A 22057-nucleotide genomic window follows, 5' to 3' on the forward strand; every position below is an offset into this window, starting at 1 on the left:
GCTCAGGAGGCCGCGGGGTTCGCGCCCGCGGCGAGCGCGTCCGCCAGCGATTCGTGCACCGACAGCAGCTTGTCGAGCCCGGTGAGCTCGACGGGACGGCGGACGGCGTCGGAAACGACCACGCGCAGTCCGGCCCCGGGCTCGGCGGCCTCGGAGATCACGAGCAGCACGCTCAAACCGGCCGATCCCAGGAAACCGACCTCGGACATATCCACGACCAGCGGGTCCCCGCCGCGCTGGGCGTCTTCGAGGGCGGCCTGCAGCTGGGGCGCCGAAGCCATATCGACCTCACCCTGCACCGTGACGATCGCGGTTCCGTCCTCCGCCCGCACCGCTACATCGAGCAGCCGGGGCGCGCTGTCGCCGCTCATCGCTGCTCCTCCGGCTCGCAATTCGTCACTTTTCCACCTCTGCAGTATCGAGGCCCCGCCGCGAGTAACGCGACCGGGGCCGGCACAGATCTTCGTAACGAAATCTACCCGATCGCGAAATAGTAGTCACCGGCGCCGGCCGGGCCTCCCGATGCGTAATCCATCCCACGTTTGAGCCGGGGTGAGGCTCGGCCACCGGGGGTGATCCACAACTCATCCGGCCGCCGGGACGCGGTCGGCGCCCGGGCCGGGTCCGGCTCGAATGCTCCGGGAACGAATGGGTATGGCTAGCTGTGAGCACATGGTCCGACAGGACAGCAAGCCGAACGCCACGGACCCGGTACCGCCTACGCCGTCCGTCCGGCGAGACCTACAGGAGGCGATCAGGTGACGACGACCCGCCCACCCGGGCTGGACAGTCCGCCGACCCGATGGGAGTTGCAGTTTCCGGCGAGAGCCGACCGGCTGGCCGAGGTCAGGCACCGGACACAGGAGTGGCTGGCGCACTGCCCGCTCGGCGAAGATCAGGCCTATGACGTGCTGCTCGCCATCGGGGAGGCGTGCGCGAACGCGATCGAGCACGGCCACCGCGGTGACGGCGGCACCATCAGGTTGCGCCTCGAGCACGAGGCCGGCGGTCTGCACATCACGGTGGCCGATCACGGCCGCTGGAAGAGCCCCGACCCCCGTCCGGGCCAGGTCCGCGGGCGCGGGATGGCCATCATCCGCGCACTGGTCCCGGAGGTGGAGGTCATCGTCTCCGCCGGCGGCACCACCGTCGAGATGCGGATCCCGCTGACCCGGTAAACCGCCCGGCCGGTCGTGCCTGGTTCACCGGCCTCGGTCGAGGCGGTAGAACCGCCAGAAACCGAACGCCTCGATTCGGCAGCACGTCGAGGCGATTCTGGCCGGTGTGCGACCGGTCCGTCGCTGAGCGAGGGGGTCGCGCCCTGCCCTTCCGAGGGGGTCAGCGGCGCAGCACCTTGCGGGCGGTCCAGTTGCCGAGGAACTGGATGCCCTGCACCCCCGCGATGATGAGCAGCGTCGCCACCAGCGTGACCTCCCAGTCGAACCGCTGGTACCCGTACACCAGGGCGAAATCGCCGAGCCCGCCACCACCGACGGTGCCCGCCATGGCGGACATGTCCACGATCGCGATGATCACGAAGGTGTAGCCGAGGATCAGCGGCCCCAGTGCTTCCGGAATGAGCAGGGTCAGGATGATCCGCAGCGGTCCCGCGCCCATCGCGCGGGCCGCCTCGATCACGCCGGGATCCACCGTGACCAGGTTCTGTTCCACGATGCGGGCGATGCCGAAGGAAGCAGCGACGATCATCACGAAGGCCGCCGCCTCGGTGCCGATGGTCGTACCCACCACCTCGAGGGTAATGGGGCCCAGTGCGGCCAGCAGGATGATGAACGGTATCGGGCGCACGATATTGACCAGCACATTGAGCACCCAGTTGATCGGGCTGTTGGACAGCAGTCCGCCCTTGCGGGTGGTGTAGAGCGCGGTGCCCAGGAAGAGCCCGATGACGCCGCCCACCACGAAGGTGAGCAGAACCAGATAGATGGTGGTGCCGACGGCCTCGGTGAGGACCGGCCGGAGTTTGTCCCAATCGGTGTCCATATCGGTCCTCGCTACCGCTGGTCGAGTTGGGCGATCACCTTGTCGACGGCCGCGTCCGGTCCGTCGAGCGCGAGGGTGATACTGCCGAAGGTCTTGTCCTGGAGCGTGCTCACGCCGCCGTACACCACTTCGAAGCCCACACCGGCCTGCGCGGCGGTGGTGAGAGCGGGCCCGATCCCGCGTGCGTCGTCGATATCGACGGTGACCAGCCGGCCCCGGTGCAGTTCGTCGAGACGGCGCAGCTCGTCCGGGGCGGGGCGGTTGTGCAACACCGTGTCGACGAACGACCGGGCGGGTGCCGAGTTCGGGGCGGCGAATACGTCGAAGGTGTCGGCCAGCTCCACGATGCGGCCTTCGGCCAGCACCGCGACCCGGTCGGCGACCGCGCGGATGACATCCATCTCGTGCGTGATCACCACGATGGTCACCCCGAGCTCGGAATTGATCTTGCGCAGCAGGCGCAGCACCTCACCGGTGGTTTCCGGATCCAGCGCCGAGGTGGCCTCGTCCGCCAGCAGCAGCGACGGCGAGGTGGCCAGCGCCCGCGCGATGCCCACCCGCTGCTTCTGCCCGCCCGAGAGCTGGTCCGGGTAGCTGCGTGCCTTGTCGGACAGTCCCACGAAGTCGAGCAGTTCGGCGAGGCGCTCTTTGCGCTTCGCCCGCGGCCAGCCCGCCACCTTCAGCGGGTATTCGATATTGCCGGCCGCCGTCCGGGATCGGAAGAGATTGAACTGCTGGAAGACCATGCCGATATCACGGCGGATCTGCCGCACCCGGGCCTCCGGGACCCCGGTGATCGGGGTCCCGGAGATCTCGATGGTGCCGCTGGTGGGTTTCTCCAGCGCGTTGATGAGCCGCACAAGGGTGCTCTTGCCGGCCCCGGAGTAACCGATCACGCCGAAGATCTCGCCCTTCTCGATCCGGAGGTCGATATCGGACAGTGCCGTATCCTCGCGTTTCCCGGTGCGGAAAACCTTCGTCACCGATCGGAATTCGACTGCCGGTACCGCCGTATCCGGACCGGTCGACTCGCTCACTTGCCGTCGCGGATCGTCTGCTCGACCCGCTGCAGAATGGGCTCGAGCTCGGTACCGCTGCGCCGGACCTCCACCGAGGTGCCCTTGGAGGATTCGGCGAGTGCCTGCTGTACCTCGGGATCGTGCCAGATCTCGACAAGCCGCTGGTAGGTCGGATCCGCTTTGTCCTCGGCGCGGGTGACGAATGTGTTGATGTACGGTTCGGCGCCCGGGCTGGACGGATCGTCCTCGAACAGAGCCGAGAGCGGATCGACCCCCGACCGTTCCAGGTAGGTGTTGTTGATGACCGATCCGTCCACCGAGGCCAGCGACAGCGCGGTCTGTGCCGCGTCGACGGGGGTCACCTTCACCTTGGACGCGCCGCGGTCGATATCGGCGGGGGAGGGGGCGAGGGTGTCCGAGGACAGTTTCACCAGGCCCGCGGACTCCAGGACGAACAGGGCGCGCGCCTGGTTGGACGGATCGTTGGGGATCGCGATCTCGCCGCCGGCGGGGATATCGGCGATCGACTTGTGCTTCTTCGAGTACAGACCCAGCGGGACGATCTGGGTGGCGCCGATCGGGGTCAGGTCCGTGTTGTTGGCGACATTGTATTCGCCGAGAAACTGCAGGTGCTGGAAGAGATTGACATCGATCTGCCCCTGCGCGAGGGCGATATTGGGCTGGGAGTAGTCGGAGTAGTTCGTGATCTGCAGGGTGATGCCCGCCTCCTGCGCCTTCTGCTCGAAGACGTCCCACGCCCGATCGCTCTCGGTGGTACCGATCCTTACCACATCCGAGTCGGCGTCACCGCCGCCGCAGCCGGTGAGGGCGAGTGCCGCGGCGATGGTCATCGCCGGTATCGCCAGTACCCGTGGGAATTTCAACGCCTGCTCCCGAATGCTCGTGGTCGTGTGAACTCGACCATCCAAGCGGTGGGTGTCCGGACCCGGCAACGGTTGGGATTGTGCTGAACGAAATCCTGGCAGGGGTGGTAGGAGACCGTCTAATTTGCGCACAATGCGAGGTCTGCGTCGTTTCGCCGTTGTTCCGGTTCTGCTCGCGCTGGCCGCGCTCCTGCCCGCCTGTGGCGCGGACCGCGACCCCGATGTGGTGCGGATCGGGGTGAACGATCTGGCGCTGCCCCACTGGGAGGTGTATCGGGAGAAGGCCGCCGAGCGCGGGATCGCCGTGGAATTCGTCAATTTCTCCGACTACAACCAGCCAAACCTTGCGCTGTCGCAGGGCCGGATCGATCTCAACAAATTCCAGCACGTGCGCTACCTGGCCAATTACAACGTGGCCGACAACGACGATCTGACCCCCATCGGCGCCACCGAGATCTTCCCGCTCACCCTCTATTCGAAGAAACACGAGTCCGTGGCCGATATACCGCCCGGCGGTGAGATCACACTGAGCAACAATCCGGCCAACCATGTACGGCCGCTGCTCGGGCTGGCCGCCGCGGGGCTGATCGTCCTGAAGGGCGGTCCCAGCTGGGATTCGCGGATCGAGGACGTGGACACCGCGGCCTCGCGGGTCCGGCTGACCCCGATAGATCCGACCCTGACCGCGCAGTCCCTGGCCAGTGTGGATGCCGCCTTCGTGGACGATACATTCGCCGTACCGGCCGGGCTCACCGCCGACGATGTCATCTACACCGACGATCCCCAGCGTCCGGAGCTGACCCAGTACATCAATATCTTCGCCGCCCGCGCCGAGGACAGGGACGACCCGATCCTGCTGGCCCTGGCCGATCTGTACCACGACCCCGCTGTCGAGGCCGCCATCCGGGCCGAATCCGGCTACGACGGGATCTTCGAGTACAACGATCCTGCCGAACTGCGGGCTACGCTCGCCGAACTGGAAGCCACGTTCCGGGACCGCTCCGGACCCCGGTGAGCCCGCGCGGTACGCGGCGGCCGTTGTCCAGCTGCCCGTCTGCCCGGTCGGACGGCTCGCGGCGGTGCCGGGTGTGGCGTCGGTGAATCCGGCGCAGTCGGCGTTCGACGGCGAAACGGGTGTTGTCGCTACCGGTTTCCCGGCCGCGCGGTCCCGATGCTGTGGTACTGCGTGCAGCTCCGTTCCTCAGCTCACTCCCGGCTCGGACGCCCGTTCCGGGAGGCCGGGCGGTGCCGGGTCGGGCAGTGCCGTCGTGATCGCGGCCAGCACGAGGGCCGCCACCGCGATCGCCGACAGCATGACGGTGCTGCCGCCCAGCGTGTGCGCGCGGAAGAACACCGCGGACAGCAGTGCGAGCCCGACTCCGTTGCCGATCTGCTCGATGGTGGGCAGCAACCCGGAGGCCTCGGCCATCTGCCCGTCGTCCAGACCGGACAGCATGATCGGCTGCAGCGGCACCGCGAACACGCCGGCGCCGAAACCGCACAGGAAAACCGGTGCGGCACACAGCAGCATGCTCACCCGGCCGTCGGTGACGTTCACATACGCGACGCCGATCGCCACGCACATCGCGAACAGCACCAGCCCACCGGCCAGCGTGCGAACCCCCCAGCGCTGGATCAGCACCGGAGACAACAGGGCGCCCGCGCCGGCGCCGAGGGCGAACGGAGTCATCGCGATCCCGGTGCGCAGGGCGGAGAATTCCAGGACATTTTGCAGGGTGATGGAGATGGCGAAGACGAACGCGGTGAACAGTCCGAAGAATCCGGTGACCACCAGGGAGCCGACCGCGAAGCCGCGGTCGCCGAACAGGTCCAGGCGCAGCAGTGGTCCGGCGCCGCGGCGGGCTACCCGGCTTTCGTGCAGCAGCGTCACCCCGCCGAGTACCAGCGCGGCCGCGATGATCGCGCACGGCGCCGCCCGCCAGCCGTGCAGATGGATTTCCGACAGGGCATAGAGCAGACCGGACAGGCTCGCGGCGGACAGCACGACACCGGTGAGGTCCAGTGGTGCCCGCTGCCGTGGGGTGTCGAGCCGCAGATACCGCCAGGTCAGGGCGAGTGTGAGGACGCCCAGCGGCAGATTCATCAAGAAGATGCTGTGCCAGCCGAACCCGCCCGGATCGGCGGTCACCAGGGTGCCGCCCAGGATCGGCCCGAGCAGCCCCGCGAAGCCCGAGGTGGCACCGTAGAGCGCGAACACCCGGGTGTGCAGGTGCCGGGGGAACAGGGCAGTGAGAATCGCGATCGTCTGTGCCGCCATCCCGGCGCCCGCCACTCCCTGCGCGACGCGGGCCGCCACGAGTTCGTTCGCGCTGCCCGCGGTGCCGCACCAGACCGACGCCGCGGTGAACGCCACCACCGCGGCCAGGAACATCGGACGGCGCCCGGTCAGCGCCCCGGCGCGGGCGGCGGGCAGCAAGGTGCAGGCGAAGGCCAGTGAGTATCCGGACACGACGAGCAGTTGCTGAGCCGAGGACGCCCGCAGATCCGCGGTGATGGCCGGTAGCGCGGTGTTGACGATGGTCACATCGATCATCTGCATGAACACCGACAGCAGACAGCCCGCGAACGCCGCCCAGGTACCCGGACCGGCGCCGGCCCGGGCGGTCGCGGTGCCGGGGGTCACGGTCGTACCTCGTCGACAACCGGCACGGCTCCGCTCGGCACCTCCGGACGCGCGTAGCCGTTGGTGATCCCCACGACTGCCTCCCGGGTGCCGGGCACGCAATCCCGGAATGACTCCGGGGATCCTATTTCCCCGCCGCGGCCGCAGCCGCTTCCGGCGATATCGAGGTCCGGCATCTTTTTGTCCTCCCGAATTCCGGGTGCGCCGCACTGCCCGCCGGGAAGATCCGGCAGCAGGATCACGCGCCGCGAACGTCGCCGGAATGCCCGGATGCGATTCCGATGCGGTCGATGCCGAGGTATCACCAAATGTCTGGTGCCACTACGGCATCGGAGGCGACAGTACCGATCGGTCACCCGTGGCCGGAACGAGTTCCCGGCATCCTTCCGCGACCGCACAACCGCGCCGATGATCGATTGTGAAGCGGACCAGCCGCTCGGAACGTCGCCACTCGGCGCTCGACGGTACGGATCATTCATCCAGTGCCGCAGCGAAAATGGGCCAGGAATCGTGCAGGTCGCGCTGCCAGTAGCCCCAGGAATGGGTACCTGCGGGCCGTAGCGCGACCGTCGCCGGTATATCGAGTTCGCGCAATCTGTCCCGCAGTCGCACCGTGCAGCCCACCGCCACCGTTTCCAGCAGTCCGCCGACGAGCAACTGGTCGGCGAGCTTTCCGGGATCGTGGTGGATCCCCGGCCCCTCCGGGGTGTCCAGCGGCCCGGGGGCGCCTGTCCCGGCGGACAGATACAGGGTGGTACCGCGCAACGCCTCGGGGTGCAGGAACGGGTCGTTGTCGGCCCAGGCGCGGTCCTGCGGCGGGCCCCACATATTGCGCGGATCTCCACCGCCGGCCCGGACCACCAGCTCGACGATGGCGCGGCCCTGCGGATCGCTGGTCCGCACACAGCCGCTGTAGGAGCCCAGCGCCCGGTAGTGTCCCGGCGCGGCCAGCGCCAGTTGCAGCACGGCGGCCGCGCCCATGGAAATTCCGGCGAGCGCGGCGGTGCCGGTGCCGCGGAAGCGGCCGTCGATCAACGGCGGCAGCTCGCGGGTGAGGAAGGTGGTCCACCGTTGCCGTCCCAGCACCGGATCGTCGGCCCGCCAATCGGTGAAGTAACTGCCCGCGCCGCCGAGCGGATTGACCACGGTGACCTGTTCGTCCCGGAAGAATTCGGTGAGATCGGTGCGCTCGAACCAATTTCCCCCATCAGTGCCCCCGGTGATTCCGTTGAGCAGGTACAGCACCGGCGCCGGCGTCGCCGGATCGGCCGGCGGCAGCACCCGCACCGGAACGATCCGGTCCATGGCCGCGGAGTACACGGCGAGTTCCACCGCCCGCCCGCCCTGCGGCACGATCCCGACGATCCCGGCCGGCGCCGAGGCCACGGCGCCGGCCGGGCCGGTATCCGGTGGCACCGCCGTCCCGGGACCGAGTGACGCGGGCATGAGGGCGGCGACGGTGGCGGTGACGAGCAGGGCCCGCCCCGCACGGTGTGGCCGGCGAGGGAGTGGCATCGCCGGAAGCTAATACCCGTGGTCCGCGCGGCGCCGTCGAACCGGTGGATTCTGTGAATCGGGCCGGCGCGGCCCGTGGTTTCCTGCGTCCGATCCCAAACCGGTCGGCCCGTGGCCGGTATGGACAGATGACTGGACAGGTGTAACCATCGGTGTACAGCCGAGAGGGTGTGGCTGTATCGACCGACGAGAGGATCCTGCGCATGAACGACCGGAAACAGGGGGGCGGATACGGCGGTGGCCGGCGATGAGCACCCTGCATCCGTGTGAGCGCGTCGGTCTGGAATTCATCGACAACGCTCCCTTGCGCTCGAGTAACAGCGTGGACCTCGCGATCACGCCGGCCCAGCTGTTCGAGGTGCTGGCCGACGCCGAAGCCTGGCCGCGCTGGGCAAGTGTGATCACCAAGGTCACCTGGACCACTCCCGAACCTCGCGGTGTGGGCACCACCCGGGTGGTCGATATGCGCGGCGGAATCGTGGGCGACGAGGAATTTCTGGTCTGGGAACCGAACACCCGGATGGCGTTCCGTTTCAACAGCAGCTCCACCAGGGCACTGGCGGCTTTCGCCGAGGACTACCGGATCGTGGAGACCCCGCAGGGTTGCCGACTCACCTGGACGCTGGCCCAGCGACTGGCCGGCCCCGCACGGTTCACCGCGTTCGCCGCGACCCCGCTGATGAATCTGGCGTTCCGGCGGTTCCTGGCGAATCTGCGCCGCTACACCGATCAACGCTTCGCTACCGCGTCGTCGTGAGCGGCCGGGCCGCGGGCACCGCTGTCCGGTACCCGCGGCCCGACGTGCGCTCAGCCCATCAGCAGGGAACCCGCCAGCCAGGCGGCGAGAACCAGAACCAGCCCGAGCAGCGCGCCGGGATACAGCGCCCGCCCGCTGCGTGCGGCATTGACGGTGGTGGCGGCGCCGACGAGGAAGCCGAAGCAGCCGCCGAGGACGATGATCCAGTTGCCCGTGCTCGGGTCGGCGCTGCAGTCCGCGCGCCCCTCGCACACCCCGGTGGCGAGCAGGAACCAGGGGGAGATCGCCACCGAGACGATCGCCAGCGCCGCGAGCAGGAACCACAGCAGCGCGGTGATCACCAGATCGGTTTCCCGGGGCGCGGGAATGGGCGCGCCCCGGCCGTAGACGTCGTCCGGGATGGGGGAGACCGGGTAATGGGTGGAGGTCTGGTCAGGGAACATATGCCTCGCGATCGCTCGAGCCGATTGGGGGCCGCCGGATGATACTCAGAACTTTCCCCTGTGCCGCAACTGATCCGGCACCGCGCGCGACACTACACTGCGCACAGTTCCGTGGCATTCGCTGCGGCGGTATCGGCAATCGTTCGTGACACGAGCAGAGGAGACGGCGATGCGTGTGCTGTACACGGCCGAGGCGCCGGCCACCGGGGACGGCCGCAACGGTCATACCCGGACCACCGACGGCCGCATCGATTTGGAGCCGGCGGTACCGAAGGAAATGGGCGGCAGCGGTGGCGGCGCCAATCCCGAACAGCTCTTCGCCGCCGGATACGCGGCCTGCTTCCATTCCACCTTGCGCCTGGTCGGCTCCCGGGCCGAGGCGAATGTGAACGCTTCGGCGGCGGCGGATTCGGGCTGACGGTGGTCCTCGAGGTCACCCTTCCCCATCTGTCCGCGGAGGAAGCGCAGGCGCTGGCCGACAAGGCGCATCAGGTGTGCCCGTACAGCAATGCCACCCGCGGCAATATCGATGTCGAGGTCCGGGTCGCGCGGGACTGACCGCTTCCCGGGCCCGTGTCAACTCTTGGCGGGTCCGGGATCCGCGGCGCTCGGATCGGGACCGCTGTCCGCGGCCGGGGCGGGACTCGATGGCGGAGCGGACGCGGTTCCGGTGGCTTCCGTCGCCGGAGCGGGCCGGGCGCCCTCCGCGGGTTCGGCGGTGTAGTTCGACGTCGTCTCCCGGGATACGGTGACGCGCCAGGGCATCCGCGCCCCGGTGGCGGTACGCGGCATGGTCGCCACCGCGATCACGGCCGAACCCACCGCGATGATCACCGCCGCGATGGCCGCGGTGGTGATCGTACCGCTGGCGACGTATTCCACCTGGTTCAGACCGGCGACCGGTTTCGACCCGTCGTTGACGGCCCAGTTGATCCAGGAACCCACCTGACCGCCGAAGTCCCAGCGGCGGATCGTCATGTTCTTGAGCTGTTTCTGCCGGGCGGTCAGATAGAGCATGTTCGCGATCACCAGCAGGGCGGTGATCACCGCGCCGCCGGTGGCGATCCGAGCGAAACGTTCGGAGTTGGTGGCGATATGGATGGCGATCGCGGCGATGGTCAGCGCGATCATGCTGCTCGAGGCCACCGCCCACGAACCGGTGAGGTCCGCGGCGGGCGGGGTGCCCTGCGCGGACCAGACCGTCAGGTACCTGGTGGTGGAGTCGACTTGACCGAACGGCGTTGCCGCGGCCATACCGTCGGGCCCGTGCGCGACCATCCAGTGCTTGAACATGAGGGTGAACACGATGACACCGCCCAGGGCGGTGATGACGTATCCCCATTTGCCGCTCATCGCGGGCGCGGTGCGGATGTCCTCGGCGTGCTGGGCCACCCGCCGCAGTCCGGCCCGGGCCACGGTCCGGCGCCGCTCCCAGGTTTCCGATCGGGAACCGGCGGATTCGGACGCGGCCGGCTGCGGTGCCGCGGTGCGAACCGTGCTCGACAAGGCGTCGCCGTCACCTCCGCTCGCTCCCCACGGGCTCGGTTTGACCATCACCCCAGTCTAATTCTGCGCCCACCGGTGGGAACACGACGCGAGATCGGCGCGGGGCCGGCGCGATTCGTCGTCAGGCGGCATCCGACTGCCGGCCGTTGGCCACCAGATCCACCACCACATCGCGGAGCACGGTCTGGATGAGCTGCGCGTGCTCGTGGAGCACGTCCGGGACCGGCCCGCCGTCGGCCGCCGTCGTTTCGGTGGTCTCGACGAGATCGTTGACGATATGACAGAGCGCGATCAGGCGCCGCACCATGTCCCGCCGCTCGGCCGGCGGTAGTACTTCGGGGTTCACATCCCTGTCATCGTCGGTGGTCCCGGAGTTGTTTCGTGGCGCCGCGCCCTTCCTTCCGGAATCGGCGGTACGCCGAATTCCGCGCTGTCACAGCGGCCGCGCGGCGGAGGCGGCGCGGCGTTCGGGCGGCCTCGCGGCCGGTCGCCGGGTGATCGGCTACGGTGAGGCCCGATCGAATCGGGACCACAGCGGGAGAACGAGGTGACGATGCGCCGGGCGCTGCTGTCGATGGCCGGTGCGCTGTGCCTGCTCGCGGCAGCGTGCGGCGCGGATGACGACGCGGACCGGCCCGAGCGCGGCAGGGTCGTCTCGGTGGCGCCGGTTTTCGAGATGACCGGCCCGGCGACCGGTGATTATCTCGCCGAATGGCAATACCCGGTGCCCGGGGCGAACGGTGTCCGCGCCCACCGGGTCGTCTACGAAACCGTCGCGACCGACGGGACACCCACCATGGCCAGCGGTCTGGTGGTGGTCCCGGACACCGGCGTGCGGCGGTTGCGGCTGGTGTCCTACGCGCACGGGACCACGGTGCGCCGTGACGAAGCCCCGTCGGTGGACGGAGAGACCGAACGCGCCCGCACCGTCCAGTTCGCCGCCGCCGGGTACACCGCCGTCGCCCCGGACTATCTGGGCCTCGGGGAGGGCCCGGGTTTCCACCCCTACGCCCATGTCCCCAGTGAGGCCTCCGCCTCGGTGGACCTGCTCCGCGCGGCCCGCGCGCTGCTCGCCGACCAGGGCCGTGACCTGGATCCGAACGTTCTGGTGACCGGGTTCTCCCAGGGCGCCCAGGCGGCTCTGGCGCTCGGCCGGGAGCTGAACAGCGGGGCGGTCGAGGGTTTCGCCCCGGCCGCGGTCGCCGCGGTGAGCGGCGCCTACGCCGTACAGGAGGTCCAGGCCCCGGCCGCGCTGGATGGCCGGGTGGAGGGCCGGCGGGCGGTGCTCTACCTGGGTTACTGGATCACCGCGATGAACCGGATCTACCACCTCTACGACGATCCGGCCGAGGCATTCCAGCAGCCCTACGCCCAGCGGATCGAGGGACTTTTCGATGGGCGCCACGATCTGCTGGCCGTGTCTTCGGGGCTCCCCGACACTCCGCAGAAGCTGCTGACCCCGCGGTTCCTGGAACTGGCACGTAACCCGAGCGGCGCTGCCCTGGAGGCCATGGCCGACAGCGACACCGTCTGCGACTGGACCACGAAAGTTCCGGTCCAGCTGTTCGCGGCTCCCGGGGACCGCAGCGTCCCCTTCGAGAACTCGTTGCGCTGTACAAAGGCCGAACTGGGCGCTGCCACCGAATTGATCGACCTCGGCGATATCGACCACGGTGCCACCGTGCGGGAGGCGCTGCCGCGGATTCTCGACTGGTTCCGGAAAACGCAACCGCCCGCCTGAACCGGAGCGGTTCGGGCGGGCGGCGCGGGCCGGAGTACCGGGAGATCAGTGCATGAGCACCGGGGCCGGCGTATCGGAATCGGATTTCGCCACCGCGCTCGCCTTCCGCGGAAGCAGCAGAGAGAAGCCGAGGGTGACCAGGCACAGCGCGAACGCCACCCAGAAACTGCCGGCGTAGGCGTCCGACATCTCCCCGAGCATGACGGTTTCGAACTTGTCGCCCAGGCTCGCGATGTACTGCAGCACCGACGGATCGGGCTGTTCGCCGGTCCGCTGGGCCTCCATCATCGCCTGCCCGGCCGATACGGCCTCGGAGTTCTGCATCCGGTTGGTCAGCACCACCGAGATCACCGCGACGCCGACCGAGCTGGCGATCTGCTGAATGATGTTCAGCAGCGTCGAGCCCCGGGCGACCTGTGCCTCGTTCAAGGTGCGCAGCGCGGCCGTCATCAGCGGCATCATGGTGAGACCCATTCCGAGACCCATCACGAACAGCACGCCGAGCACATAGAAGTAGGAGCTGTCGGCCTCGATCTGGGTGAGCCCGAACATGGTCGCGGTCAGAACCGCCAGGCCCACCGGCACCACCCGGCCGACGGGCATCTTGTCGACCAGCATGCCGGCGATCGGCATGGTGAGCAGCGAACCGATACCCTGCGGCGCCACCAGCAGTCCGGCCAGCAACGCGCTCTCGCCCCGCACCTGCTGGAAGTAGGTGGGAATCAGCAGCAGCCCGCCGAAGAACGACGCGGCGAACAGGAACATTGTCACGGTGGCGACGGTCAGGTCGCGATTCTGGAACAGCCGCAGATCCAGCAGCGGATTCTTGGGCTTGAACGAGTAGAACACGAAGGCGACCACCAGCGCCCCGCCGACCAGCATGGTCGCCCAGACCTTCGGTGTGGCGACAGTGCCCTCTTCCGGGATGGAGGAGATGCCGTACAGGAACAGCGCGAGACCCGGTGACAGCATCAGCATGCCGACGAAATCGAAGGATTCACCGGCGCGCGGCTCGTCCTTGGGCAGGATGAACCAGGCGTAGACCAGTGCGATCACACCGAGCGGCAGGTTGATCAGGAAGATCCAGTGCCAGGACGCGTCCTCGATGAGCCAGCCGCCCAGGATCGGGCCGAGGATCGGGCCGAGCAGCATGGGTACACCCAGGATCGCCATCAACCGGCCCATCCGCTCCGGCCCCGCGGCCTTGGTCATGATGGTCATCCCGAGCGGCATGAGCATGCCGCCGCCCAGACCCTGGATCACCCGGAACCCGATGAGCGCACCGATGTTCCAGGACAGCGCGCACAACACCGAACCGAGGGTGAACAGCACCAGGGCGGTCATGTACAGCCGCTTGGTGCCGAAACGGTCGGCGGCCCAGCCGGTCAGCGGGATGACGGTGGCGAGCGCGAGCGTGTAGGCGGTGACCGTCCAGGCCACCGTGGAGTAGTTGGCGACATCGAATTCGGTCTGGAAGGTCGGCATGGCGACATTCACCACCGTGATGTCCAGAATGGACATGATGGCGCCGAGAACCACGACACCGGCCAGTTTCAGGACCGATGCGTCGATTCTGTCCGAAGCCCCCGCGTCGGTCGCTGGGGCTGGGCTTGCGTTCACGAATTGTCTCCTGACGATGCGAAGGGGAACGCCACGACATTGTGGATGGCCCCGGACTCGAGCACGGCGGTGAGGACCCGCTGGAGGTCCGCCCGTAATGCCTCGGGTAGGCGGTGGACGACTTTGTCGATCGTCGCGCGGTGAACGGCGATCTGATCCCAGGTGAGCCGGTGCCCGTGTTCGGTGGGACCGACGAGTTTCACCCGGCGGTCGGTGGGGCTCTCCTGCCTGGTGAGTAGTCCGAGGCGGACCAGCCGGTCGACATTGCGGCCGGCTGCGGTCATCGACAGGCCCAGTTCGCCCGCGATGGTATGGATCGGTTGTGGCTCGTCGTGCCGGACGACAGTGAACAGCACCCGGGCCTGCGAGAGGGTCAGATCGAGTTCGGCGAGCCGGTCGACGCCCTGCCATCGTCCGGGGTCGCAGACGGCGAGCACGAAGTGCTCGATGAGAGTGCTCGTCTCCGACTCATTTGCCACCGCGCGATCATATGGGCGTTCGTAATAGTTGCGGAAGCGGGAATATCTCGTATGTGACCGGAAACATACCGGAGCACGCGCCCGAATCGTGCCGGAGCGGGGCCGCGGCCGACCGGGCGCGGAAAACCTCGCTCCGCGGCGGGAACGGCTCGTCAGTCCGCGCGCGGCGCGTCGCCCCCGAAGAAACCGAGCAGCAACTCGGCCACTCGTGCGGGCTGTTCCAGATGCAGGAAATGTCCGGCGCCGGGCAAGGTCTGCGTGCGTCCCCCCGCCGGAGCCAGTACCTCGGCGACGCCGGCGGTGAACGCCGGGTGCAGGGTGGTGTCGGCGCCGCCGTGCAGATACATCATGGGCACGCCCGGCGCGCCGTCCCAGTGCCGGTGGAGGTCGGCGTAGCGAGCCGCGGGCTTGCCCGCGACCCGGACGAACGCGCGGTAGTAGGACAGCACGGCGGTCCGGTGCGCCGCGGTCGGCAGCGCGGCCAGCGTCCGGGCGATATCCGTCTCGGACTCGTACCGCGGCGACCAGTCGTGCCACAGCCGCGGGATCAGCCGATCCAGCGAGCGCTCGGCGACCCCCGGAAGCTGATTGAACAGGATGTACCAGCTGAACCGGAGCTGCCGCAGATACGCACTCACTCCGGCGCCCCGGCGTGGACGCATGGCAGGGACCGGCGGGACCGCCAGTGAGGCGACCCGGGGAAACGGGCAGTCCGGATGTGCCGCAATGGTATTCGTGGTGAGTGCGCCCCAGTCGTGTCCGATGAGCACGGCATCGTGCGGGGTGCCGAGTTCCTGGTGCAGCGCGATCACGTCATAGGCGAGCGCCCCCAGATGGTAGTCGCCGTCGGCCGGTACCGCGGTCGGCGCGTAACCCCGGGTGAACGGCGCGACCACCCGGAATCCGTGGTCGGCGAGCGTGGGGCCGAGATGACGCCAGGTCCAGGCGCTGTCGGGAAAGCCGTGCAGGCACAGGGCGAGCCGGCCTCCCGGGTCGCCCCAAGCGAGTGCCGTCATCGACAGGTGCGGTAACCGGTACTCGACGGTCTCGGGAAGTTCGGTCTCGTGCACGCCCATGATCGGTCCTCTCGTTCGACCCGGTCACGGTATCCCGGGGGTCGATCGCGCCCCGGCGATATCGGCCACAACCGGAGCGGTATGCTCACATCCCCCGGACGAGGTCGCTGTGCCGGCGCTGCGGGCAGGCCCGGTCATTCGCACAGCCGCGGGGTAGCTGATGTCATATCTGGCAAGGTAATCGGTGATCGGAGGAGCAAGCCCATGGCGCGCAAGGTCGTCATCAGTTTGATCGATGACCTCGACGGCGAATCACCCGCGGCCGAGACCGTGGTGTTCGCGTTCGAGGGCGTGACGTACGAGATCGACCTGACCGAAGCCAACGCGGGGGAATTGCGCGCAGTCTTCGGGAAGTGGACTCCTTTCGCTCGCAAGGCCGGACGGGCCGCGCGAACGAAACGAGAGCGGCCGGTGCGGTCGGCCTCGGCGAAGGTGATCCGGGAATGGGCGCTGCGCAACGGACACGAGGTGTCGGCACGCGGCCGGATACCGTCCGGAATCCTGGCCGCCTTCCGCCACGTCAACGGGTAGCGGATTACCCGCGCCGATTCCGGTGGTCGGTGCTGTCGCCGGCCGGCTTGTAGGCGACACCACCGACCATCACCTGCTCCTCGGGATACCGAGGCCGCAGCGACGGGCCGGCGGGCCACCAGTCGTCGAGTTGGACGAGGCCCGGTTCGATGAATTCGAGACCGCAGAAGTATTCGAGGATCTGCTCGGTGGTGCGGTACCAGCCCGAGCCCAGACCCTTTTCGGTGAAACGGCGTTCGAGCTCCTTGGCGAGCGCGTGCTGCTGTGGGTCGGACGGACCCGGATCGTGGAAATGGCTGATCGCGAGATAGGACCCCGGCGGCAGCAGGTCCACGTATCTCTGCATGATCCCGACCGGGTCGAGTTCGTCGTCGACATGATGCAGCAGCCCGCACAGGATGAGCCCGATCGGCCGCTCCATGTCCAGGTAGCGCGTCACATCGGTATTGCGCAGCAGGGTTTCGTCCTCGAGGAGATCGGCGGGTACGAAATGGGTGTTCTCGTTCTGTTCCAGCAGGACTCGGCCGTGCGCGTTGCAGACCGGGTCGTTGTCGACATAGACGACCGTGGCCGCCGGGTTCTGCTGCTGGGCGATCTCGTGCGTATTGGCGACAGTGGGTAGCCCCGCGCCGATATCGAGGAACTGGTCGATACCGGCGGTGCCCGCCAGGTGCCGGGTGACCCGGTGCAACCAGCGCCGGTTCATGATCGACACATCGCCCTGCCGGGGCGCGACCTCGAGGATCGCGGCGTAGGCGGCGCGGTCGACGTCGTAGTTGTCCTTGCCACCGAGGCTGTAGTCGTAGACACGGGCGATACTGGCCCGGGTGGTGTCCACGCCGACCGGTTTGCGAACGCCGGTCCGGTGCGCCGGTTCGGCCATCTCGACCTTCTCTCTGGACGAAAGAAATACTGGTTGGAAAAGTGAGTCGGGTCACCAAAGCGTAGAACGCGGTGCCGGAGCGAGCAATCGGCGCCGAACGAACTGCGCGAGAAAATGGTTCGCGTCGTCGGAGTGGGCCGAGCCTAACCCGGATATGCGCGCCCGGCACGGTAACCGGCCGAGCTGTCCCGTTTGTGAAAAATACTGTGCCGTAGCCTCGTTCGGAGTTGTCCGATCGTGGCGGTCGCCGGATCGGTTACCCGCCGCCGTGCACCACCGGACAACACGGCGATCGGTCAGCCGTTTCCGTTCACGCTGTGCAGTCGAACCCTTTCCGCGGGGCGTTTGTAGCCGACCCCGCCGATGATCACCTTTTCCTCGGGGATCCGGGGCCGGGTCGCCGGGCCGGCCGGCCACCAGTCCTCGAGTTCCACCAGCCCCGGCGCGATGATCTCCAGACCGTCGAAGTACTCGAGCTGCTGGGCGCGGGTGCGGTACCACCCCGAACCCAACCCCATCTCCGTGAATGCCCGCTCCAGACGCTTGGCCAGGTCGTGCAGTTCGGGGTTCTCGTCGGCGGGATCCCAGAAGTTGGTGATCGCGACATACGAGCCGGCGGGCAGCCGGGAAATGTATTCGCGCATGACCCGCGCGGGTTCGAGTTCGTCGTCGAGATGGTGCAGCAGCCCGCACAGGATCACCGCGATCGGCCGGTCCATATCCAGGTACTGCAGCACGTTCTTGTTCTCGAGCAGCGTGTTTTCCTCGAGGACATCGCCGGAGACGAAATGGGTGTTCTCGTTCTGTTCCAGCAGGACTCGGCCGTGCGCGTTGCAGACCGGATCGTTGTCGACATAGACGACCACGGCCTCGGGATTCTCCTGCTGTGCGATCTGATGGGTATTGCCCACCGTCGGCAGACCGGCGCCGATATCGAGGAATTGGTCGATGGCGGCCGGTCCGGCCAGATAGCGCACCACACGGTGGAGCCAGCGCCGGTTCATCCGGGAGACGTCACCCTGCCGCGGCGCGATCCGCTGGATCTGCTCGAAGGCGGCGCGGTCGACGTCGTAGTTGTCCTTGCCGCCGAGGCTGTAGTCGTAGACGCGGGCGATGCTGGGCCGGGTGGTGTCCACCCCGACCGGGACACGAACCCCTGTCCGAGGAGCCGGTTCGGCCATGAATACCTCTCTCTACATTATGAATCGAACAGGGCGATGGTAAGCCGTCCACCCGGCGGCGTTATCTCAGGTGCCCGCACCGCGCTCGAGAACTTTGCCCGGCAGCCAGCCGCCGCCGAGATGCGTGACCCGCCACCAGTCGATATCGATCACGACCGCGGTGACCGGTGTGGCGAAGAACGGTTCGATCTGCGGTTCTTTGCGCAGCAGGGCCCGGAAGGTCTCGTCCTGGTCGGCCTGCTCGCGCAGCGTGACCGTGCCCAGCCCCTGGGCGAAGGGATCCGCGATCCCGCCCGGCACCACCTTCACGCCCACATTGGGATTGGCCTTGAGCTGATCGAGGGTCCGGCCGCTGTTCTCCAGGATGAGAGTGAGGCGGAAGAGGTCGTCGTCGAGGTTGGCGAAGAAGGCGCTCGTCGCCCAGTTGACGCCGTCCTTGGACGTGGCCAGATCGATACTGGAATGACCGAGGACCTCGGTGAGTTTCGTGCGGATTTCGCTGGTGCTTACTGTGTCGGACATACGGGGCCTCCAACTGTTACGGGTGCCTGTTCGCGGGCACGCCGGCTGGTGCGGTGACTGGAAAGGGGGCCGGACGCGGACCGCGCGGACGGGGCCGCGGGCGTCCCGTGGTGCGGTATTGCGTGCGGTGGTCGATGGAAGAAGCTCGCGGCCGGGTCCTGTTCGTCGGAACGTGCGGTGGAAGCGGGCTGCCCCGGCGGGAACGGCCGGTTCCGGTTGACTGGGGCCCACCCTATCCGGCGGTGCCCGATCCGTCCGGATGAGAATCGCCGACGGTGAACATGTGAAGCATTGGCGGCCAAGCAAATACGCGCGAATCCGGTTCGGTCGCGCCCGTTCGCGTGGGAGTTGCCGCCGCCGGGCGGCCCGTCCGGTTCGTCTTCGCGGGCCGGTCGGACACGCGCTATGCTGGAAACAACTCCAGTGGTACTCGCTCCTGCTGCCGATGCCCTCATCGGTGTCGTCTCCCAGGTCTTCGCGGTGCAGGTGAAGCCGGACGTCGTGTCGTGGGGGAGTTTACGCAAGGAAACCTGATACCGCGTGCAAACAGGAAGATGCTACGGGTATGCGGCACTGTAGGATTCGATCCGCACGTTCGCGGCGGCCGATAGCCGCGCAGGTGCCGGTCCCGCTCGGAGCGGGCGCGTTACCGGAATATGCGCTTACCGGATAGTAGGCTTGCCTGCCGACCGGTGCGGTTCGGCGGTGGCGGGCGCCGTACGACGCAGCACAGCACGAACTGGCCAGAGGCGACCATGACACATGAGCGAGACGATTCCGATATCCCGGATACGGCGGAAGCCGATCGGGGGCCGACCGTGCTACGCATCTCGCTCGGCAGCAGATTGCGCCGTTTGCGCGAGGCGTGCGGGATCAGCCGCGAGGACGCCGGTGACCACATCCGCGGTTCCCATGCCAAGATCAGCCGGCTCGAGCTGGGCCGGACCCGGTTCCGGGAACGTGACCTGCTCGACCTGCTGAAGCTCTACGGGGTAGACGATCCGGAGAAGCTGGCCGTTTACGTGGATTTGATGAAGAAGGCCAACGATCCGGGGTGGTGGCAGCCGTTCAACGATGTGCTGCCGAACTGGTTCGAGAACTATATCGGCCTGGAGCAGGCCGCGACGACCATCCGCACCTACGAGGCCCAGTTCGTGCCCGGCCTGTTGCAGACGGAGTCCTACGCCCGGTCGGTGATCACGCTCGGTAACGACGACGAGACCGAACGCCGCGTCGGTATGCGAATGCGCCGGCAGGACATCTTGAGCCGTGCCGCGGCGCCGACACTGTGGGCGGTCGTGGACGAGAACGCGCTGCGCCGGCCGATCGCCGGCTATCCCGAGTTGCGGGATCAGATCGAACATCTGATCGCCGCCTCCGAACGGCCGAATGTCAAGATCCAGGTGCTGCCCTATTCGGTCGGCGGCCATCCGGCGGCCGGGGGTTCGTTCAGTATTCTCCGGTTCCCGGAGCCCGAACTGCCGGACATGGTCTACATGGAGCAGCTCACCACCTCGCACTACCTGGAGAAGAAGCAGGATGTCGAGGTGTACATGACGGTGATGAACAAATTGAGCGTTATCGCGCTCACCCCGGGGGAGAGCCGGGACTATCTGCGTAAAGTTCTCTCCGAACTGCCCACCGAGTAGGTCCGCCGGCGGGGAGCGGCGATCGGTCACCCCACCCGGTGCCGCGGGGGAGTGGCGAATCGACCCGCGCGTTCGCGTCGAACAATGCCGAGGCCCCGCCGTGGGTGCGGCCGATCGAACCAACAATAGAAGCCGCTGAATCGAATGTCCATACGTAGATATGCGCATTTAACAATGAATTACCTCCGGTCGGTCGCACCGGCAAGAAACAGGGACGCACTGGATGGTAGGAAGGGGAGCGTGGCCGCTACAGGTGATAAATCGGGTTCTGCTCGTTCTCGTGCCGTGGCAGAGGTGGTGGAGCTGGTCAGCACGCTGATCCGGTTCGACACCTCCAATACCGGCGATCTCGCGACCACCAAGGGCGAACGAGAGTGTGCCGAGTGGGTGGCGCGGCAGCTGGAAGACGCCGGATACACCACCGAGTATGTGGAATCCGGTGCACCCGGCCGCGGCAATGTCTTCGCTCGGCTGCCGGGTGCGGACCCGAGTCGCGGCGCTCTGCTGATGCACGGGCATCTCGACGTGGTGCCGGCACAGGCCGCGGACTGGAGTGTGCATCCGTTCTCGGGCGCCGTGCAGGACGGTTATGTCTGGGGTCGCGGCGCGATCGATATGAAGGACATGGTGGGGATGATGCTGGCGGTGGCGCGCCAGTTCAAGATCGAGGGGACGGTGCCGCCCCGGGACCTGGTCTTCGCCTTCCTGGCCGACGAGGAGGCCGGTGGGAAGTGGGGATCGCATTGGCTGGTGGAGCACCGGCCCGATCTGTTCGAGGGCGTCACCGAGGCCGTGGGTGAGGTCGGCGGGTTCTCCCTCACCGTCCCGCGCCCGGACGGCGGTGAGCGGCGTCTCTATCTGGTGGAGACGGCGGAGAAGGGACTGGGCTGGATGCGGTTGCGCGCGAAGGCGCGCGCCGGCCATGGATCGTTTCTGCACGAGGACAATGCCGTCACCATCCTGGCGGCCGCGGTGGCGCGCCTGGGCACCCATACATTCCCGCTCGTGCTCTCCGATTCCGTCGCCGAGTTCCTGGCCGCCGTATCCGGGGAGTCCGGGCTCGAGTTCGATCCGGGCAGCCCCGATATCGAGGGCACACTGGCCAAACTGGGGTCTATTTCCCGGATCATCGGCGCGACCCTGCGCGATACCGCCAACCCGACCATGTTGAACGCCGGATACAAGGCGAACGTCATTCCGCAGACCGCGGAGGCGGTGGTGGACTGCCGGGTGGTCCCGGGCCGGCAGGCCGAGTTCGAACGTGAAGTCGACGAGCTCATCGGTCCGGATGTGGAGCGGGAGTGGATCACCAAACTCGACTCCTACGAAACGACTTTCGACGGCCATCTGGTGGACGCGATGAACGACGCGATCCTGGCCCACGATCCGCAGGGGCGAACGGTTCCGTACATGCTCTCCGGCGGTACGGACGCGAAAGCGTTCGCGCAGCTGGGTATCCGGTGTTTCGGATTCGCGCCGCTGCGGCTGCCGCCGGAGCTGGATTTCGCGGCCCTGTTCCATGGTGTCGACGAGCGGGTGCCGGTCGATGCGCTCGAATTCGGCACCCAGGTGCTGGAACACTTCCTGTTGCACAGCTGATCCGATC

The 22057-nt window shown here is 67.7% G+C and carries 22 protein-coding genes and 1 pseudogene; 8 read left to right on the forward strand and 15 right to left on the reverse strand.

Going from position 1 to position 22057, the window contains the following annotated elements; all coding sequences use genetic code 11:
- Positions 1 to 2: 2 nt before the first annotated feature.
- Positions 3 to 371, reverse strand: coding sequence for an STAS domain-containing protein (locus ON38_RS13150; RefSeq protein ID WP_051164687.1), 369 nt, complete (start codon positions 369 to 371; stop codon positions 3 to 5).
- 387 nt (positions 372 to 758) lie between these two features.
- Here ON38_RS13150 and ON38_RS13155 point away from each other — a divergent pair, with 387 nt between their 5' ends.
- Positions 759 to 1178, forward strand: coding sequence for an ATP-binding protein (locus ON38_RS13155; protein WP_039825053.1), 420 nt, complete (start codon positions 759 to 761; stop codon positions 1176 to 1178).
- 160 nt (positions 1179 to 1338) lie between these two features.
- Here the strand turns inward: ON38_RS13155 and ON38_RS13160 are convergent, their stop codons facing one another.
- From ON38_RS13160 to ON38_RS13170, 3 genes are read right to left on the reverse strand one after another with little or no spacing between them, the layout of a single operon-like run.
- Complete coding sequence (locus tag ON38_RS13160; protein WP_039825054.1) at positions 1339 to 2001, reverse strand: methionine ABC transporter permease; 663 nt, start codon at positions 1999 to 2001, stop codon at positions 1339 to 1341.
- Between the two features lie 11 nt (positions 2002 to 2012).
- Complete coding sequence (locus ON38_RS13165; RefSeq protein ID WP_039825055.1) at positions 2013 to 3038, reverse strand: methionine ABC transporter ATP-binding protein; 1026 nt, start codon at positions 3036 to 3038, stop codon at positions 2013 to 2015.
- On the reverse strand, positions 3035 to 3871 hold the full coding sequence (locus ON38_RS13170) for a MetQ/NlpA family ABC transporter substrate-binding protein (protein ID WP_085995402.1): 837 nt from the start codon (positions 3869 to 3871) through the stop codon (positions 3035 to 3037). Before ON38_RS13170 ends, ON38_RS13165 begins: the two co-directional genes overlap by 4 nt.
- Positions 3872 to 4037: 166 nt before the next feature.
- Between ON38_RS13170 and ON38_RS13175 the strand changes: the two genes are divergently transcribed.
- Positions 4038 to 4919: a MetQ/NlpA family ABC transporter substrate-binding protein gene (locus tag ON38_RS13175; protein WP_039825057.1), complete on the forward strand. Its 882-nt coding sequence runs from the start codon at positions 4038 to 4040 to the stop codon at positions 4917 to 4919.
- Between the two features lie 186 nt (positions 4920 to 5105).
- Here ON38_RS13175 and ON38_RS13180 read toward each other — a convergent pair whose 3' ends face one another.
- Positions 5106 to 6548 carry an MFS transporter gene (locus ON38_RS13180; RefSeq protein ID WP_051164688.1) on the reverse strand — a complete coding sequence of 481 codons (1443 nt, stop codon included), beginning with the start codon at positions 6546 to 6548 and terminating at the stop codon, positions 5106 to 5108.
- A gap of 471 nt (positions 6549 to 7019) precedes the next feature.
- A complete protein-coding gene (locus tag ON38_RS13190; RefSeq protein WP_051164689.1) occupies positions 7020 to 8063 on the reverse strand; it encodes an alpha/beta hydrolase in 1044 nt (347 codons plus the stop codon).
- Positions 8064 to 8319: 256 nt separating this feature from the next.
- On the opposite strand from ON38_RS13190, the gene ON38_RS13195 reads away from it, so the two are divergent.
- Positions 8320 to 8820, forward strand: coding sequence for an SRPBCC family protein (locus ON38_RS13195; RefSeq protein ID WP_039825103.1), 501 nt, complete (start codon positions 8320 to 8322; stop codon positions 8818 to 8820).
- A gap of 50 nt (positions 8821 to 8870) precedes the next feature.
- Here ON38_RS13195 and ON38_RS13200 read toward each other — a convergent pair whose 3' ends face one another.
- The gene (locus ON38_RS13200; protein ID WP_039825059.1) at positions 8871 to 9263 is read right to left on the reverse strand and encodes a hypothetical protein; all 393 of its coding nucleotides are present in this window, start codon (positions 9261 to 9263) and stop codon (positions 8871 to 8873) included.
- Between the two features lie 169 nt (positions 9264 to 9432).
- Here ON38_RS13200 and ON38_RS13205 point away from each other — a divergent pair.
- Positions 9433 to 9821, forward strand: a pseudogene (locus tag ON38_RS13205) (organic hydroperoxide resistance protein).
- Between the two features lie 18 nt (positions 9822 to 9839).
- Here ON38_RS13205 and ON38_RS13210 read toward each other — a convergent pair.
- The gene (locus tag ON38_RS13210) at positions 9840 to 10817 is read right to left on the reverse strand and encodes a hypothetical protein (RefSeq protein ID WP_039825060.1); all 978 of its coding nucleotides are present in this window, start codon (positions 10815 to 10817) and stop codon (positions 9840 to 9842) included.
- A 73-nt stretch (positions 10818 to 10890) separates the two neighbouring features.
- Positions 10891 to 11115, reverse strand: a complete 225-nt coding sequence (locus ON38_RS13215; protein WP_039825061.1) for a hypothetical protein — start codon at positions 11113 to 11115, stop codon at positions 10891 to 10893.
- A gap of 201 nt (positions 11116 to 11316) precedes the next feature.
- Here ON38_RS13215 and ON38_RS13220 point away from each other — a divergent pair, with 201 nt between their 5' ends.
- Positions 11317 to 12510 carry an alpha/beta hydrolase family protein gene (locus ON38_RS13220; protein WP_051164690.1) on the forward strand — a complete coding sequence of 398 codons (1194 nt, stop codon included), beginning with the start codon at positions 11317 to 11319 and terminating at the stop codon, positions 12508 to 12510.
- A gap of 45 nt (positions 12511 to 12555) precedes the next feature.
- On the opposite strand, the gene ON38_RS13225 is transcribed toward ON38_RS13220, so the two are convergent.
- The 3 genes from ON38_RS13225 to ON38_RS13235 all read right to left on the reverse strand — a co-directional run bounded on the left by ON38_RS13225 (position 12556) and on the right by ON38_RS13235 (position 15685).
- On the reverse strand, positions 12556 to 14130 hold the full coding sequence (locus ON38_RS13225; RefSeq protein WP_051164691.1) for a DHA2 family efflux MFS transporter permease subunit: 1575 nt from the start codon (positions 14128 to 14130) through the stop codon (positions 12556 to 12558).
- The gene (locus tag ON38_RS34145; protein ID WP_051164692.1) at positions 14127 to 14609 is read right to left on the reverse strand and encodes a MarR family winged helix-turn-helix transcriptional regulator; all 483 of its coding nucleotides are present in this window, start codon (positions 14607 to 14609) and stop codon (positions 14127 to 14129) included. The genes ON38_RS13225 and ON38_RS34145 overlap by 4 nt, the downstream gene beginning before the upstream one ends.
- Before the next feature lie 152 nt (positions 14610 to 14761).
- Positions 14762 to 15685 carry an alpha/beta fold hydrolase gene (locus ON38_RS13235; RefSeq protein ID WP_039825062.1) on the reverse strand — a complete coding sequence of 308 codons (924 nt, stop codon included), beginning with the start codon at positions 15683 to 15685 and terminating at the stop codon, positions 14762 to 14764.
- A gap of 204 nt (positions 15686 to 15889) precedes the next feature.
- Between ON38_RS13235 and ON38_RS13240 the strand changes: the two genes are divergently transcribed.
- On the forward strand, positions 15890 to 16216 hold the full coding sequence (locus ON38_RS13240; RefSeq protein ID WP_039825063.1) for a histone-like nucleoid-structuring protein Lsr2: 327 nt from the start codon (positions 15890 to 15892) through the stop codon (positions 16214 to 16216).
- A gap of 4 nt (positions 16217 to 16220) precedes the next feature.
- Here ON38_RS13240 and ON38_RS13245 read toward each other — a convergent pair whose 3' ends face one another.
- The 3 genes from ON38_RS13245 to ON38_RS13255 form a co-directional block, all read right to left on the reverse strand.
- Complete coding sequence (locus ON38_RS13245) at positions 16221 to 17099, reverse strand: SAM-dependent methyltransferase (RefSeq protein WP_051164693.1); 879 nt, start codon at positions 17097 to 17099, stop codon at positions 16221 to 16223.
- 296 nt (positions 17100 to 17395) lie between these two features.
- Positions 17396 to 18280 carry an SAM-dependent methyltransferase gene (locus ON38_RS13250; RefSeq protein ID WP_051164694.1) on the reverse strand — a complete coding sequence of 295 codons (885 nt, stop codon included), beginning with the start codon at positions 18278 to 18280 and terminating at the stop codon, positions 17396 to 17398.
- 66 nt (positions 18281 to 18346) lie between these two features.
- Positions 18347 to 18802: a hypothetical protein gene (locus ON38_RS13255; protein WP_051164695.1), complete on the reverse strand. Its 456-nt coding sequence runs from the start codon at positions 18800 to 18802 to the stop codon at positions 18347 to 18349.
- Between the two features lie 755 nt (positions 18803 to 19557).
- On the opposite strand from ON38_RS13255, the gene ON38_RS13260 reads away from it, so the two are divergent.
- Both ON38_RS13260 and ON38_RS13265 read left to right on the forward strand, forming a co-directional pair.
- Entirely contained in the window at positions 19558 to 20451 is an 894-nt protein-coding gene (locus tag ON38_RS13260) for a Sco1979 family transcriptional regulator (RefSeq protein ID WP_039825064.1), read from the forward strand.
- A 240-nt stretch (positions 20452 to 20691) separates the two neighbouring features.
- Positions 20692 to 22050, forward strand: coding sequence for a M20/M25/M40 family metallo-hydrolase (locus tag ON38_RS13265; protein WP_083872637.1), 1359 nt, complete (start codon positions 20692 to 20694; stop codon positions 22048 to 22050).
- Positions 22051 to 22057 lie beyond the last annotated feature (7 nt).

The organism is Nocardia testacea NBRC 100365 (genome assembly GCF_000308775.1).
Classification (GTDB): Bacteria; Actinomycetota; Actinomycetes; order Mycobacteriales; family Mycobacteriaceae; genus Nocardia; species Nocardia testacea.